Genomic DNA, 14,998 nt, shown 5'->3' with positions numbered 1-14,998 from the left:
GCTCGCGTGACAGTCGTCGCCGACGTCCTGATCGGGCTGGTCGCCCTGATCCACGTCTACATCGTCGTCCTGGAGATGTTCCTCTGGACGACACCCCGCGCCCGCGCGGCCTTCGGCACGACGCCGGAGTTCGCCGAGGAGAGCAAGACACTGGCCGCGAACCAGGGGCTGTACAACGGCTTCCTCGCGCTGGCGCTGGTCTGGGGCCTGATCGCGGACCAGTTCCAGCTCCAGCTGTACGGCCTGGTCTGCGTGATCATCGCCGGGCTCTACGGCGCGGCGACGGCCAGCAAGCGGATCCTGTTCGTGCAGGTGCTGCCGGGCGCGCTGGCGCTGATCGCGCTGCTGCTCGCCCGCTGACGGTCAGCGCAGCCGGTCGAGCACCCCGCGCCAGGCGGCGGCGGAGACGGTCAGCCGGCCCGAACGCCGGGCCTTCGTGTCCCGCACGCCCACGACCGGCCCCAGCGCCACCTCGACGCAGCTGCCTTCGTGCCCGCTGTAGGACGACTTGCGCCAAACGGTCGCGCTCACCTTGGCCTCCGTTACGGTGCCGCCTCCCGAAGCAGCGCTCGAGTGGCTTCTTCGCTCAGGGCTAGTCCACTGAGCAGCTTAGCAACGCGCCGGTGGCCCGCGGTCTGGTCGTGCTCGTGGAGGAACGCGGTCGAATGCACGTGCTCCACCGCGGTGATCGAAGGTGCCTGGTCGAAGTCGTAGATTTCGAAGGGGCCGATGAGGCCGGGGTGGTAGCCGATTCCGGTCGGCACGATGCGCACGCTGATCGTGGTCCGCTCCGACATGTCCAGCAGGTGATCGATCTGGTCGGACATGATTCCGGGACCGCCGAAGTTTTCGTGCAGGGCTCGCTCGCCGATAAGGGCCGTGTAGCGGACCGGTTCCCGGCCGCCGAGGATGCGCTGCCGGTCCAGCCGGACCTGGAGCCGCTTGTCGGCCTGCTCGACCGAGACAGGGGAACTGTCCATTATGGACCGGATGTAGTCCGGGGTCTGGAGCAGTCCGGGGACCAAGAGTGGCGCCCACGCCGTGATGGCTTTGGCCGTGCTTTCCAGGTTGAGAATGGTGGTGAGGGCGAAGGGGATGTCGGAACTGCTCGACGCGAGCCAGTTGGGTTCCCGCGCGTGCCTTGCCAGAGTCCGGATGCGGTCGCGTTTCTCCCCGGTCACCCGCAGCAGCGCGAGGATCGCCGACACGTCCTCGACGCTCGGCAGCCGCTGCCCTTTTTCCCACAACGACAGCGTCTGCGGCAATATCCCCAATTTGTCCGCGAGAACGCGTAGGCCGACTCCGCGTGCTTCGCGTTCTTCGCGCAGCGAAGCGGCGAGAGTTCTCGCCGCCGGGCCTGAAGACGTTGGCTTCATGGGCAAAGGATACGAACGCCGTCGATTCCCCGAATGCGCGAAGGGTGTCAGCGAAAGGCGATACCCCGCCATTCCGCATCGGGTATCGTGACGGCGACCCGGCCGTGGGCCGGACAGGGAGCGTCGCTGGGGCGGCACGTGGAGATCTCGTGGTGAGCGACCGGCCGCGCCGCCTGCGGGCGGCCCGCCGGCTGCGCGCGTGGCGGGTGTGCTGGGTGCTCGTGGGCGCGTTCGGGGCGATGGGGTTCGTGACGCTCGCCGCCGGCACGGCTTGGCAGCTGGCGCACCGGTTCGGCGCGGGTGACGTCGTGCTCGCCGGTGCCGGGCTCGGCGGGACGGCCGCCGTGACGGCTTCGGCCGTCGTGCTGGTGCGGCGGTTCGAGCGCCGGATCCGGGTGCTCGTCCCGCACCGGGGCGCGTTGCCGCCGTTGTCGACCGCCGACCTGGAAGCCGGGCCGCCGGTGCCCCGCGGCGGCCGCCGCTTCGAGTGGGCGCTGGCCGTGTTCGGGGGCGGCGTGCTGGTGGCGGCGGTCCTCGTCCTGTCCGCGCTCGACGCCGTCACGCAGGACCTGCTGGAAACCGGGACGCGGACCGAGGGAGTCGTGCTGGACGTCCACGACCCGGCGCGCGGCACGTCGACGTTCCACGTCTCCTACATCGCGGCCGGAGCCGAGAAGACCGCCGAGATCGCCTGGCACTCCGACCGGACGTACCGCCCCGGCGACCGGGTGACCGTCGTGTACGACGCGACGCACGTCCGGACCACGGACGAAGACAACCCGGACCAGTTCCTCGTCGGGCTGTGTGTGGTGTCGATGATCGGCGCGTTGCTGCTCGTCCCGGGCGCGGCCGTGGCCGCGACCCGGCTGTGAGCCTCAGCCGAGGTCGCCGGTGAGGTAGCGCTGCAGGTTCGGCGCGACCGCGCGCACGATGACCTCGACGTCCTCGGTGGCCAGCGGCTCGAACTTCGCCACGTACCGGACCATCCCCATGCCGACCATCTGCGACGCGCACAGCGTCATCCGCAGCTCCGGGTTGTCCGCGCCGACCGACGAGATCAGCGCCGTGAAGAACTTCTGGAAGAAGTCGCGCAGGACGTGGCCGGCCTGCTCGTGGCCGGTGACGCTGCGGATGAGCGCCACGAACACGCCGCCGCCCGCGCTGTCCCAGCGGGTGATGAACGTGCGGACGATGCGCTCCGCCAGCTCGTCGTCCGGGCCGTCGCGGAGGATCTCCAGCAGTTCCAGGGGGTCGAACGGCAGCTTGAGCACCGCCTGGGCGAACAGGCCTTCCTTGCTGCCGAACCAGTGGTTGACCATCGCGGCGTCGACACCCGCCCTGGTCGCGATCGCGCGCACGGTCGCGCCGTCGTAGCCGTTCTCGGCGAACACGGTCCGCGCGGCTTCGATCAGCGCCGTGCGCGTGTCCTGTCCCGCGGGCCGCCGGCCGCGGCGCCGGGCAGTAGTCTCCGTGTTGTCCGTGGTGCTCACGCGTCCATCATGACTCATCGCCCCACTTAAATTCAACGGTCCATGAATTTGGCACCCGGCGACGACGCCTCTCGGCGCAACGGCACAATGAGTCCCATGGTCAGCGCTTCCGCCGGTTCGGCCGGCCCCGGCTCGGTCAGCCCGTCCCGCGAGGACTTCCGCGCCCTCGCCGAGAGCCGCCGCGTGATCCCGGTCGTGCGCCGGGTCCTCGCCGACGGCGAGACGCCGATCGGGGTGTACCGCAAGCTCGCCGCCGACCGGCCGGGCACGTTCCTGTTCGAGTCGGCCGAAAACGGGGCTTCCTGGACGCGCTGGTCGTTCATCGGCGTCCGCAGCCCGGCCGCGCTGACCGTCCGCGACGGCGAAGCGGTCTGGACCGGCACCCCGCCGGTCGGCCTGCCTTCCGAAGGCAACCCGCTCACGGTGCTTCGTGAAACGATCGAAGCGTTGCACACGGAGCCGTTGCCCGGATTGCCGCCGCTGACCGGCGGCATGGTCGGCTACATCGGCTACGACGCCGTCCGCTGGCTGGAAAAGCTGCCCGAGCTGGCCGAGCGCGACCTCGACATCCCCGAGCTGACCATGCTGCTGGCCGCCGACCTCGCGGCGTTCGACCACCACGAGGGCACGGTCACGCTCATCGCGAACGCCGTCAACTGGGACGACTCGCCCGAGCGCGTGGACGCGGCCTACGACGACGCCGTCGCCCGGCTGAGCGCGATGACCGAGCAGCTGCAGGTGCCCGCGCCCGCCACCGTCGCCGCGTTCGACCGGCCCGCGCCCGAGTTCGTCCGGAAGCGCTCCAAGGAGGACTTCCACGCGGCCGTCGAGAAGGCCGTCGAAGCGATCAAGGCCGGGGAAGCGTTCCAGATCGTGCCGTCGCAACGGTTCGAGATCCCGACCGCGGCCGACGCGATCGACATCTACCGCGTGCTGCGGACGTCCAACCCCAGCCCGTACATGTACCTGCTGCGGCTCGAGGGCTTCGACATCGTCGGCTCCAGCCCCGAATCCCTGGTCACCGTGCGGGACGGCCGCGCGACCACGCACCCGATCGCGGGCACCCGCTGGCGCGGTGCCGACCCCGAAGAAGACGCCCAGCTGGCCAAGGACCTCCTGGCGGACGAGAAGGAACGCGCCGAGCACCTCATGCTCGTCGACCTCGGCCGCAACGACCTCGGCAAGGTCTGCAAGCCCGGCACCGTGCGCGTCGTCGACTTCTTCCAGATCGAGCGCTACAGCCACGTCATGCACATCGTGTCGACCGTCACCGGCGAGCTGGCCGACGACAAGACGGCGTTCGACGCGGTCACCGCGTGCTTCCCGGCCGGGACGCTGTCGGGCGCGCCGAAGGTCCGCGCGATGGAGCTGATCGAGGAGCTCGAGCCGGTCCGCCGCGCGCTGTACGGCGGCGTCGTCGGCTACCTCGACTTCGCCGGCGACGCCGACACGGCGATCGCGATCCGCACGGCGCTGGTCAAGGACGGCATCGCGCACGTCCAGGCCGGCGGCGGGGTGGTCGCCGACTCGGTGCCGGACTACGAGGACACCGAGTCGCTGAACAAGGCCAGAACCGTGCTCTCGGCCGTCGCCGCGGCCCAGACCATGGTGGCGGCGGGCGCGCTCGACCCGGTGGCGGACAGCGCTCATGTCTGAGGAGGCCAAGCCATCCCGCCGTCCACTGTGGATGATCGTGGTGGCGCTGCTGCTGGGCGCGCTGGCGCTGTGGGGCGCGTCACGCCTGACGTGGTTCGCCGAGTTCCGCGACGGCGGCGTCCGCGGGACCGTGCTCTACCGCGAAACGGGCGAGCAGCGGGCGACGGCGCTGGTGCCGCTGGCCCTGCTCGCGCTGGCCGGCGTGGCCGGGGTCGTGGCGACCGGCGGCTGGGCCCGGCGCGTCCTCGGCGTCGTGCTGGTGCTGGCCGGGGCGGCCGCGGTCTGGACCGGGATCGCCGGGGTCCGCTTCGGCGGTTACGCCGACGGGCTGCCGGTGTCCCAGATGCTGATCGGCCGCGGGCTGGCCGTGCTCGGCGGAATTCTCGTCGCCGCCGCCGGGTTGGCAGCCGTCAAGGGCGCGGGCCGGGCCACCCGGCTCGGCGCGAAGTACGCGGCGCCGTCGACGCGGAAGAAGGTGCGCGATCCCGACGCCGAGCTGTGGGAAGCACTGTCGGAAGGGGAGGACCCCACGGACGTCCGGGGCAGGCATTCGGACTAACGCACGCACCCGGAACCGAGCGCCTCGGATGCGGGGGTTAGCATCGTTTCGGCGGGAAGGGGAAGGTTTTTGTGAGCGACCTTGCGAGTGAAACCGTGAGCGTGTGGCCGGGCGGGGGCGCCCGGTGAGCGTGCTCGAAGACATCGTCGCCGGCGTGCGGGAAGACCTCGCCGTGCGGGAATCCGCGCTGCCGTTCGACGAACTCAAGATCCGCGCGGCCGCCGCCCCGGCGCCCCGCGACGTGATGGCCGCGCTGCGCGAGTCCGGCATCGGCGTGATCGCCGAGGTGAAGCGGCGCAGCCCCTCCAAGGGCGCACTGGCCGACATCCCCGACCCGGCCGCGCTGGCGAAGGACTACGAAGACGGCGGCGCGCGCGTGATCAGCGTGCTGACCGAGCAGCGCCGCTTCGGCGGTTCGCTGGCCGACCTCGACGCCGTCCGCGCCGCGGTGGACATCCCCATCCTGCGCAAGGACTTCATCGTCAGCCCGTACCAGGTGCACGAGGCCCGCCTGCACGGCGCCGACATGGTGCTGCTGATCGTCGCCGCGCTGGAGCAGAACGCGCTCGTCGCGCTGCTCGACCGCGTCGAATCGCTGGGCATGACCGCGCTGGTGGAGATCCACAACGCCGAGGAGGCCGACAAGGCCCTCGAGGCGGGCGCCAAGGTCATCGGCGTCAACGCGCGCAACCTGCACACCCTCGAGGTGGACCGGGACGTCTTCTCGCGGCTGGCCCCCGGCCTGCCGATGGACGTCTACAAGGTCGCCGAGTCCGGCGTCCGCGGCCCGGGCGACCTCATGTCGTACGCCGGCCACGGCGCCGACGCGGTGCTGGTCGGCGAGGGGCTCGTCGCCTCCGGCGACCCGAAGGGCGCCCTGGTCAAGCTCGTCACCGCCGGATCCCACCCCGCCTGCCCGAGGCCGTCGCGGTGACCCAAGAGCACGGTGTCAAACAGCCTCACGAGGTCGGCACGCACGACCCTGACGAGCGCGGCTACTACGGCCCGTACGGCGGGCGGTTCATGCCGGAGGCGCTGATCGGCGTCGTCGACGAGGTCGCCACCGAGTACGACAAGGCCCGCAACGACCCGGACTTCCTGAACGAGTTCAACCGCCTGCTGCGCGAGTACGCGGGCCGCCCGTCGCTGCTCACCGAGGCCAAGCGCTTCGGCGAGCACGCCGGTGGCGCGCGCGTGTTCCTCAAGCGCGAGGACCTGAACCACACCGGCTCGCACAAGATCAACAACGTGCTGGGCCAGGCGCTGCTCACCAAGCGGATGGGCAAGAAGCGCGTCATCGCCGAAACCGGCGCGGGCCAGCACGGCGTCGCCACGGCCACCGCGTGCGCGCTGCTCGACCTCGACTGCATCGTCTACATGGGCGAGGTCGACACCGAGCGCCAGGCGCTGAACGTCGCCCGGATGAAGCTGCTCGGCGCCGAGGTGATCCCGGTCAAGACCGGGTCGCGCACGCTGAAGGACGCGATCAACGAGGCTCTGCGCGACTGGGTCGCCAACGCCGACACCACGCACTACCTGTTCGGCACGGCCGCCGGGCCGGCGCCGTTCCCGACGATGGTGCGCAACTTCCACCACGTCATCGGCGAAGAGGCCCGCGCGCAGATCCTCGAGCAGGCCGGGCGCCTGCCCGACGTCGTCGCGGCGTGCGTCGGCGGCGGGTCGAACGCGATCGGCATCTTCTCCGGCTTCTACGACGACCCGTCCGTGCGGCTGGTCGGCCTGGAGCCGGGCGGCGAGGGCATCGAGGGCAACCGCCACGGGGCGACGCTCACGAAGGGCTCTCCGGGCAACCTGCACGGCGCGATGACGTACCTGCTGCAGGACGAGGACGGCCAGACGGTCGAGTCGCACTCGATCTCGGCCGGGCTCGACTACCCGGGCGTCGGGCCCGAGCACGCGTGGCTGAAGGACACCGGCCGCGCCGAGTACCGCCCGGTCACCGACGCCGAGGCGATGGACGCGTTCCAGCTGCTGTCGCGCACCGAGGGCATCATCCCGGCGATCGAGTCGGCGCACGCGCTGGCCGGCGCGCTGGTGCTGGGCCGCGAGCTGGGTCCGGACGGGTTGATCATCGTGAACCTGTCGGGCCGCGGCGACAAGGACATGGACACGGCGGCGAAGTGGTTCGGACTGGTGAACGAATGAGCGGGCTGGACGACCTCTTCGCGGCGACGCGCGCGGAGGGGCGCGGCGCGCTGATCGGCTACCTCCCGGCCGGGTTCCCCACGGTCGACGGGTCCAAGGACCTGATCGCGGCCTGCATCGACGGCGGCGCGGACCTGATCGAGGTCGGCGTCCCGTATTCGGACCCGGTGATGGACGGCCCGACGATCCAGGCCGCCTCGGTGACCGCGCTGGACAACGGTTTCCGCCTCAAGCACCTGTTCGAGGTCGTGGAATCGGTGTCCTCGCGCGGCGGCCGCGCGGTCGTGATGACGTACTGGAACCCGGTCAACCGCTACGGCGTGGACCGCTTCGCGCGCGACCTCGCGTCGGCGGGCGGGCTCGGCATGATCACGCCGGACCTGATCCCGGACGAGGCGGGCGCGTGGATGGAAGCCTCGTCCGCGCACGGCTTGGACCGGATCTTCCTGGTGGCGCCGTCGTCGTCGGAGGAGCGGATCGCCCGCACGGTGGACGCGGCCTCGGGGTTCGTCTACGCGACGGCGGTCATGGGTGTCACGGGTGCCCGCGAGCAGGTCGGTGTGCACGCGGAAGAGCTGGTCCGCCGCACGCGCGCCCACACGTCGTTGCCGATCGGCGTGGGTCTGGGTGTGCGGTCGGGCGACCAGGCGGCCCAGGTGGCGTCGTTCGCGGACGCGGTGATCGTGGGTTCGGCCCTGGTCACGGCGGCGGCCGAGGGCGCGTCCGGGGTCCGGGCGCTGTCGGCGGAGCTGGCCGAAGGCGTGCGCCGGGCGGTCGCGCCCACCGCTTGACCTGGACCGGGCTCCAGGTGCGAGGCTGGGTGCCGTGACCACCTACACCCCGGCCCAGGTGACCGAAAAGACCGGCTTCACGATCGACACGCTGCGGTACTACGAGCGCATCGGCCTGCTGCACGAGGTGGGCCGCACGGCGGGCGGGCGGCGGTTCTTCACCGAGCAGGACGTGGAGTTCCTGCAGCTGCTGAGGTGCCTGCGGTACACGGGGTTGCCCGTGGCGGAGATGCTGCGGTTCGTGGAGCTGCTGCGCTCCGGCGAGGCGACGCGCGAGGAACGGGTCGAGGTCCTGCGCGAGCACGAGCAGCGGGTCGAGGCCCAGATCGAGCGGCTGCGCGAGCACCAGGAGCACATCCGCTTCAAGATCCGGCTGTACAGCGGCGCGGAAGAGCTGGCTGTTTCACCTGCGTGACACCCTCACCTGATCCAGAACTGTCGGTGGCGGTCCGCATACTCCTCGTGTGATGATCCACAACGAGGGGACCGAGCGGACATGCCACACTGGAGCAGACCTGCGGCGACACGCTGGAGCGGAGGTGAAGTGCGATGGCAGCACCGACTGAACCGTCGGCGGAGTTCAGCATCCCTCCCCGACCCGAGGGCTGGACGGTCGACGAAGTGCTCGCTCTGCCCGAGGACCAGACCTCACTCCAGCGGATCGAACTCGTCGACGGGGTACTCCTCGTGAGCCCAGCACCGACTTCGACGCACCAGAGAATTCTGCAGAAGCTGCAGCTCGCCTCCGCGTCGGCCGCCCCCGATGACACCGAGGTCCTGCCCGGGGTGAACGTGCGCTTCGGTGGGCGGCGCCTGCTGATCCCGGACCTGGTGATCGTGACCTGTCCGGAAGTCGACACCGTCGCCTACTCGGCGAGCGAGGTGCTCCTGGCTACCGAGATTGTTTCACCGTCGACAAAGGTGCAGGACCGGATCCTGAAGTGGGCCCTCTACGCCGAGGCTTTGATCCCGTATTACCTCCTGGTCGAGCCGCTCGAACCGACCGCGGCCACCCTCTTCGAGCTCGAAGGCGGCGAATACGTCCCGATTGCCAAGAGCGAGAACGGCGAACTCCACCTCACCCGCCCCTTCGAGGCCACCCTGCGCCTCTGAAAGGCGTTTGTACGAAACCTGTACGCCGCCGCGGCACGGTTCACCGCATGGATCTCGGACACCTCCCGCGGCGCACCTTCCTCCGCGGCACCGCCGGGCTGGCCGTCGCCGGGGCAGCCGGGCTCATCCTCCCGAAAGCCGCCCAAGCCGCCCAAGCCGCCCAGGCCGCCACTGAACCGCGCGTCTACTCCTGCGCCGAGTGGGGCGCGCGCCCACCGGCCGACGCCCTCACCACCCTCGACCACCCGGCCAACCGCATCCTCATCCACCACATCGCCAGCGCCAACAGCACCGACTACTCCCTCGCCCACGCCTTCCAGGTCGCCCGCGACGACCAGCACGACCACATGGACAACAACGGCTGGTCCGACACCGGCCAGCACTTCACCGTCAGCCGGGGCGGGTACCGGCTCGAAGGGCGGCACGGCAGTCTCGACGCCCTTCGCGGCCGCACCACCATGATCCAGGGCGCGCACTGCCCCGGGCAGAACACCAACGCCATCGGCATCGAAAACGAAGGCACCTACACCAGTGTCGAGCCGCCCGAGGCGCAGTGGGCGTCGCTCGTTCTCTTCTGCGCGCACATCTGCCGCCAGTACGGCATTCCCGTCGAAGAGATCAAAAGCCACCGCGACTACTACAACACCGAATGCCCCGGCGACCGCCTCTACGCGAAACTCCCGCAGCTGCGCGAAGAAGTCGCCGCGTCAATGTAGGTACCGCACCACCGCGCACAGCTCCGACGGCGGCAGCGCACCGAGCCGGTCGATCTCGCCGCGGCGGACGTCCATCAACGTCGTCGCCAGCTCGGTCCCGAACGCCGACGTCAGCACGGAATCGGCTTCGAACGCCGCCACCGCGTCCGCCAGCGACGTGGGCAGCCGCGTCGCCGACGGGAGCGTTCCCGGGTCGACGTCGACCGGCTCCGGCAAGGAGGCTTCCGAAGAGATCCCGGCCAGGCCCGCGAACAGCAGCCCCGCCACCACCAGGTACGGGTTCGCTGTCAGGTCGAAGCACTTGACCTCGAAGTTCGCCGCCCGGTCGCGCTGGCCCGCCGGGCCGCTGACCAGCCGCAGCGGGGCCTCGCGGTTCTCCAGGCCCCACGCGCTGAACACGCCCGCCCAGTGGTGGGGCTCCAGCCGCAGGTAGCTGACCACCGACGGCGCGCCGATCGCCAGCAACGCCGGCAGCCGCGTGAAGATGCCCGCCGCGAACGCCTCCGCCGTCGGTGTCAGGCCGAACCGGCCGTCGCCGCCGGCGCACAGGTTGCGGTCGCCGTCCCAGATGCTCAGGTGCACGTGGCCGCCGTTGCCGACGCCGCCCGGCTCGAACTTCGGCGAGAACGAAGCCCGGAACCCGTGGCGGGCGCTGACCGTCCGGATCGTTTCGCGCGTCAGCACCGCGACGTCCGCCGCGCGCACCGGGTCGTCCGCGGCCACCGACACCTCGAACTGGCCCGCCGCGTACTCCGGGTGGATCTGCTCCACCTCGATGCCCTGAGCGGACAAAGTGGACACCAGCGCACGCAGGTAGTCCGCCCGCGCGGAAAGCCGCGCGAAACCGTAAGCCGGGCCCGGCGCCGCCGAACGCGGGTCGTCCGGCGCGTCCGGCGTCGTGACCACCCACTCGACCTCGAACGCCATCCGCGCGTTGTAGCCCAAGGCGGCCAGGCGATCCGCCGCCATCGCGGCCAGCGCGCGCGGGTCCTGCGGGTGCGGTTCGCCGTCCTGGTCGTACTTGCGGACCGGCGCCCACGCCCAGCCCGGCTGCGCGGCCAGCGGTACGAGCGCGTCGAGGTCCGGGTGCAGCCGCAGGTCACCGACCGGGCCGCGCGAGTACGTCCCGCCCGTGATGTCGTCGGTGGCCAGGAAGAAGTCGAACGAGTTCGACGCCCCGACCCCCCACGCCGCCGCCGACCACAGCCGGTCCACCGGCACCGCCTTGACCCGCACGACGCCGCTGTTGTCCACGAACGTCAGCGCGACGAGCTCGACGCCGGCCGCGCGCAGGGCGTCGGCCCGGAGTGCGCCCTGCTGCGCGAGTTCTGCCCGATCGAGCTGGCTCATCCTGCCCCCGTCGTAGTTCACTGGATCGATTGCCTGAGAAAGAGGTGGAGATCGTGTCAGACACCGTCGAAACCCGTCCAGGGCTGCGCCGCTCGCTCTCGGTCTGGCAGGCCGTCGGGCTGTCCGTGGCGCTGATGGCCCCCAGCATGGCCGCCAACATCAACCCCCAGCAGACCGCGGCCGCCGCCGGGCGCGCCGTCCCGCTCGCCTTCCTCCTCTCGGCGGTCGGGGTGCTGCTGGTCGCGTACGGCTTCGTCAAGCTCTGCCAGTACTACCAGCACGCGGGCTCGGTGTACGCGTTCGTCGGCGCGACGCTCGGCCCGCGCGCCGGCGTCGTCTCCGGCCTCGGCCTCCTGGGCACGTACACGTTCTACGCCGTCGTCACGACTCGGCCGCGGGCACCCTCGGCACGGCTTTCCTCACCCAGGTGGGGATCTGGCCGAACCCGCCGTCGTGGGGCCCGTTCGTGCTGACGGCCGTCGCGCTGATCGGCGCGTGGCTGCTGTCGGTGGTGCCCGCGCGCCGCGGCACGAGCACGCTGCTCGCTGTCGAAGGCGTGACCATCGCGGTGATCCTGCTGGTCACCGTGGTGATCCTGGTGCGCCTGCTGGCCGGCGGCGCGCCGGGTGACGCCGGGTTCACCCTCGACGTCTTCACGCCGGAAACCGGGCTGTCCGGGGTGTTCCTCGGCGCGGTGTTCGGCTTCCTGTCCTTCGCGGGCTTCGAAGCCGCGGCGACGCTCGGCGAGGAAACCCACGACCCGAAGCGCAACATCCCGCGCGCGATCCTCGGCACGGCGCTCTTCGGCGGGCTCTACTTCGTCGTGGTCACCGCCGTCGAGATGATGGCGTTCGGCACCGACGCGACGGCGTTCCACGACTCGCCGTCCCTGCTCGGCGACCTCGGCAGCCGCTACGTCGGCTCGTGGGTCGGCGACGTGATCAGCGTCGGCGCCGCGATCAGCGCGTTCGGCTGCTGCCTGGCGTGCGTCGTCGGCGGTTCGCGGCTGCTGTACGCCCTCGGGCGCGACGCCTTCGGCGGCCGCGGCCTCGGCCGGACGTCGGCGCAGGGCACGCCGGTCGCGGCGGTCAGCGCGGTGACCGGCGCGGCGGTGCTGATCATCGTGGTCTGCGCGCTGTTCTTCGGCGCGACGGCGTCGGACACCTTCGCCTGGTCCGGCTCGATCGGCACGCTGATCCTGCTGGTGATCTACCTGCTCACCACCGTCGGCGCGATCCTGCTGCTGTTCGTGAAGCGCCGGATGCGCGTGCCGCGGTGGCACCTCGTGTTCCCGATCGGCGCGCTCGCCGTGCTCGGCTACACCGTGTACGTCAACGTGGTGCCGTACCCGACCGAGGGTCCGGCGCGGTGGTTCCCGGTGGTGGCCGGGGCCGTACTGGTGCTCGCGGTGATCTCCGTGCTGTCCGCGCCGCGCTTCGCTCGTAGGGTGGGGGAAAGGCTGAGCACAGTGGACGGAGGCGCATGACCGACCTGCTCCCGTTCGTCGCGGACCTGCCGCTGGTGGACCACCACTGCCACGGCGTCGTCACCCGCGACGTGCCCCGCGCGGACTTCGAGGCCATGCTCACCGAGGCCGACGCGCCTTCGCCGCTCGGCACGAGCTTGTTCGACTCGCTGATCGGGCTGGCCGTGCGGGCTCGCTGCGCGCCGGTGCTCGACCTGCCGAAGCACGCTTCGGCCGAGGCCTACCTGCAGCGCCGCGCCGAGCTGGGCGCGGCCGAGGTGGCCCGGCGGTTCCTGCGCGGCACCGGGACGACCGACTTCCTGCTGGACGGCGGGTTCCTGCCGGACGCGCTGACCACGACGCCGGAGTTCGCCGGGCTGGCCGGTGCCCGCGCGCACGACGTCGTCCGGCTGGAACAGGTCGCCGAGGCGGTGATCGGCGGGTCCACCGCCGCGGGGTTCGCCGCCGCCTTCGCCGGCGAACTGGAGAAACGCGCGGCGACCGCCGTCGGGCTCAAGTCGATCGCGGCCTACCGCGCCGGGCTCGAGCTGGCGGGGGAGCGGCCGTCGCCGTCGGAGGTCGAGGCCGCGGCCGGGCGCTGGCTCGCCGCGGGCGGCACCCGGCTCGCCGACGAGGTCCTGCACCGGCACCTCGTCTTCACCGGCCTCGACCTGGGCCTGCCGGTGCAGTTCCACGTCGGCTACGGCGACGCCGACGTCGACCTCCACCGGTGCGACCCGCTGCTGCTCACTGGCCTGCTGCGGGCGACGCGCGAGCGCGGCGTGCCGATCCTGCTCCTGCACAACTACCCGTTCCACCGCAACGCCGCGTACCTGGCGCAGGTCTTCGAGCACGTGTTCGTCGACGCCGGGCTCATCACGCACAACGCGGGGTTCCGGCGCCGGCCGTGCTGGCCGAGCTTCCTGGAGATCGCGCCGTTCGGGAAGGTGCTCTTCTCGACCGACGCGTTCGGCCTGGCCGAGCTGTACCACCTGGGCACGGCCCTGTTCCGGCAGGGACTCTCGGACTTCCTGCGCGCGGCGCTCGACGCCGACGCGCTGTCCGAAGTGGACGCCGTCCGGATGTGTGCTTTGGTGGGACACGAGAACGCGCAGAGGATCTACCGCTTGGAGCACGTGTGAGTGACCTGTGGGCCCGGTGGACGCGGGCGATCGCCGACGAGCTGCCCGCCGCCGTCGAGCTCCGGCACGCGGTGCACGCCGACCCGCGTGCCTCGGGCGACGAGGAGGACACCGCCCGCCTGGTGGTGCGCGCGCTCGGCGCGGGCGACGGGACCCGCGTGGCCAAGACCGGCCGCGCCATCCGGCTGCCCGGCACCGACGACGGCCCGGCCGTGGCGCTGCGGGCCGAGCTTCGACGCCCTCCCGGTGCTGGAGGGCACCGGCGTGCCGTGGGCGTCGGAGTCCGACCTGATGCACGCGTGCGGCCACGACGTCCACCTCGCCGCGCTGGTCGCGGTGTGCCGGGCCGCGGTGCGCGTCGGCGTGCCGCGGCCGATCCTGGCGCTGCTGCAGCCGCGGGAGGAGACGTCCCCGCCCGGCGCGCTCGACGTCGTGGCGTCGGGGATCCTGCCCGAGCACGGCGTGGACGCGGTGATCGGCGCGCACGTCCAGCCGCGGATCGCGCACGGCGTGGTCTCGGCGGTGCCCGGCCCGGTGAACGCGTCCACCGACGAGTTCGAGGTGACCCTGCACGGCCAGGGCGGCCACGCCGGCTACCCGCACCTGCTGCGCGACCCGATCCTGGCGCTGTCGCAGCTGGTGGTGAGCCTGCAGCAGCTGGCGTCGCGGCGGATCGACCCGGTGTTCGGCGCGGTCTGCTCGATCGGGCGGATCCAGGCGGGCGCGGCGGCGAACGTCATCCCGAACAGCGCGACGGCGTTCGGCTCCCTGCGCGTGATGCGCGAGAAGGACCGGGAGAAGGCGCTGGAGACGCTCACGGACATCGTGCACGGCACGGCCCGCGCCTACGGCTGCACGGCCGAGCTGCAGATCAGCCCGTGCGAGCCGGTGCTGAACAACGACCCCGACCTGGCCGAAGGCGCGCAACGCTGGCTGCGGCACGCGGGCTTCGCCGTCGACGACAAGTTCCGCTCGTTCGGCGCCGACGACTTCGCCCACTACTGCGGCAACGGGACCCGCGGCCTGATGCTGTTCGTCGGCCTCGGCGACACCGCCGGCGTGCCGAGCCTGCACGACGAACGGTTCCTCCCGCGCGACCAAGCCGTCACCCAGGTCGCGCACGCGCTGGTGGCGGGGTACCTGGCCGCCTTGGAGACGTCGGCGCCTTAGCGCT

General features: G+C 71.6%; 17 protein-coding genes and 1 pseudogene. 14 read left to right on the top strand and 4 right to left on the bottom strand.

The window, feature by feature from the left end; translation table 11 throughout:
• Positions 1–6 precede the first annotated feature (6 nt).
• The gene (locus QP939_RS51045) at positions 7–360 is read left to right on the top strand and encodes a DUF1304 domain-containing protein (protein ID WP_285454214.1); all 354 of its coding nucleotides are present in this window, start codon (positions 7–9) and stop codon (positions 358–360) included.
• Positions 361–363: 3 nt separating this feature from the next.
• Here the strand turns inward: QP939_RS51045 and QP939_RS51040 are convergent, their stop codons facing one another.
• Both QP939_RS51040 and QP939_RS51035 read right to left on the bottom strand, forming a co-directional pair.
• Positions 364–531, bottom strand: a complete 168-nt coding sequence (locus QP939_RS51040) for a DUF397 domain-containing protein (protein WP_285454212.1) — start codon at positions 529–531, stop codon at positions 364–366.
• Between the two features lie 11 nt (positions 532–542).
• A complete protein-coding gene (locus QP939_RS51035) occupies positions 543–1,376 on the bottom strand; it encodes a helix-turn-helix domain-containing protein (protein WP_285454211.1) in 834 nt (277 codons plus the stop codon).
• 152 nt (positions 1,377–1,528) lie between these two features.
• Here QP939_RS51035 and QP939_RS51030 point away from each other — a divergent pair, with 152 nt between their 5' ends.
• Positions 1,529–2,248 carry a DUF3592 domain-containing protein gene (locus QP939_RS51030; protein WP_285454210.1) on the top strand — a complete coding sequence of 240 codons (720 nt, stop codon included), beginning with the start codon at positions 1,529–1,531 and terminating at the stop codon, positions 2,246–2,248.
• 3 nt (positions 2,249–2,251) lie between these two features.
• Here QP939_RS51030 and QP939_RS51025 read toward each other — a convergent pair whose 3' ends face one another.
• Positions 2,252–2,884: a TetR/AcrR family transcriptional regulator gene (locus QP939_RS51025; RefSeq protein WP_285454209.1), complete on the bottom strand. Its 633-nt coding sequence runs from the start codon at positions 2,882–2,884 to the stop codon at positions 2,252–2,254.
• 78 nt (positions 2,885–2,962) lie between these two features.
• Here QP939_RS51025 and QP939_RS51020 point away from each other — a divergent pair, with 78 nt between their 5' ends.
• From QP939_RS51020 to QP939_RS50985, 8 genes are all read left to right on the top strand, one after another.
• The gene (locus QP939_RS51020) at positions 2,963–4,522 is read left to right on the top strand and encodes an anthranilate synthase component I (RefSeq protein WP_285454208.1); all 1,560 of its coding nucleotides are present in this window, start codon (positions 2,963–2,965) and stop codon (positions 4,520–4,522) included.
• Positions 4,523–4,553: 31 nt separating this feature from the next.
• Entirely contained in the window at positions 4,554–5,081 is a 528-nt protein-coding gene (locus QP939_RS51015; protein WP_285460041.1) for a Trp biosynthesis-associated membrane protein, read from the top strand.
• Between the two features lie 124 nt (positions 5,082–5,205).
• Positions 5,206–6,015: an indole-3-glycerol phosphate synthase TrpC gene (gene trpC / locus QP939_RS51010; RefSeq protein ID WP_285454207.1), complete on the top strand. Its 810-nt coding sequence runs from the start codon at positions 5,206–5,208 to the stop codon at positions 6,013–6,015.
• Positions 6,012–7,247 (top strand): tryptophan synthase subunit beta, encoded by a 1,236-nt coding sequence (gene trpB, locus QP939_RS51005; protein ID WP_414641894.1) that lies wholly within the window; start codon positions 6,012–6,014, stop codon positions 7,245–7,247. The genes trpC and trpB overlap by 4 nt, the downstream gene beginning before the upstream one ends.
• Positions 7,244–8,038: a tryptophan synthase subunit alpha gene (gene trpA, locus QP939_RS51000; RefSeq protein WP_285454206.1), complete on the top strand. Its 795-nt coding sequence runs from the start codon at positions 7,244–7,246 to the stop codon at positions 8,036–8,038. The genes trpB and trpA overlap by 4 nt, the downstream gene beginning before the upstream one ends.
• Positions 8,039–8,072: 34 nt before the next feature.
• On the top strand, positions 8,073–8,453 hold the full coding sequence (locus QP939_RS50995; protein ID WP_285454205.1) for a MerR family transcriptional regulator: 381 nt from the start codon (positions 8,073–8,075) through the stop codon (positions 8,451–8,453).
• Positions 8,454–8,659: 206 nt separating this feature from the next.
• Positions 8,660–9,151, top strand: a complete 492-nt coding sequence (locus QP939_RS50990; RefSeq protein WP_285454204.1) for a Uma2 family endonuclease — start codon at positions 8,660–8,662, stop codon at positions 9,149–9,151.
• A gap of 47 nt (positions 9,152–9,198) precedes the next feature.
• On the top strand, positions 9,199–9,867 hold the full coding sequence (locus QP939_RS50985; protein ID WP_285454203.1) for a peptidoglycan recognition protein family protein: 669 nt from the start codon (positions 9,199–9,201) through the stop codon (positions 9,865–9,867).
• Here QP939_RS50985 and QP939_RS50980 read toward each other — a convergent pair.
• Positions 9,859–11,217, bottom strand: a complete 1,359-nt coding sequence (locus QP939_RS50980) for a type I glutamate--ammonia ligase (RefSeq protein WP_285454202.1) — start codon at positions 11,215–11,217, stop codon at positions 9,859–9,861. The genes QP939_RS50985 and QP939_RS50980 overlap by 9 nt on opposite strands.
• A gap of 53 nt (positions 11,218–11,270) precedes the next feature.
• On the opposite strand from QP939_RS50980, the gene QP939_RS50975 reads away from it, so the two are divergent.
• The 4 genes and pseudogenes from QP939_RS50975 (at position 11,271) to QP939_RS50960 (ending at position 14,994) form a co-directional block, all read left to right on the top strand.
• On the top strand, positions 11,271–11,690 hold the full coding sequence (locus QP939_RS50975) for an APC family permease (RefSeq protein ID WP_285454201.1): 420 nt from the start codon (positions 11,271–11,273) through the stop codon (positions 11,688–11,690).
• The gene (locus QP939_RS50970) at positions 11,645–12,703 is read left to right on the top strand and encodes an APC family permease (protein ID WP_285454200.1); all 1,059 of its coding nucleotides are present in this window, start codon (positions 11,645–11,647) and stop codon (positions 12,701–12,703) included. The genes QP939_RS50975 and QP939_RS50970 overlap by 46 nt, the downstream gene beginning before the upstream one ends.
• The gene (locus QP939_RS50965; RefSeq protein WP_285454199.1) at positions 12,700–13,824 is read left to right on the top strand and encodes an amidohydrolase family protein; all 1,125 of its coding nucleotides are present in this window, start codon (positions 12,700–12,702) and stop codon (positions 13,822–13,824) included. The genes QP939_RS50970 and QP939_RS50965 overlap by 4 nt, the downstream gene beginning before the upstream one ends.
• A pseudogene (locus QP939_RS50960) lies at positions 13,821–14,994 on the top strand (M20 metallopeptidase family protein). The gene QP939_RS50965 and the pseudogene QP939_RS50960 overlap by 4 nt, the downstream one beginning before the upstream one ends.
• Positions 14,995–14,998 lie beyond the last annotated feature (4 nt).

The organism is Amycolatopsis nalaikhensis, assembly GCF_030264295.1.
Classification (GTDB): Bacteria; Actinomycetota; Actinomycetes; order Mycobacteriales; family Pseudonocardiaceae; genus Amycolatopsis; species Amycolatopsis nalaikhensis.
This window is presented reverse-complemented; position numbering and strand designations above follow the sequence as displayed.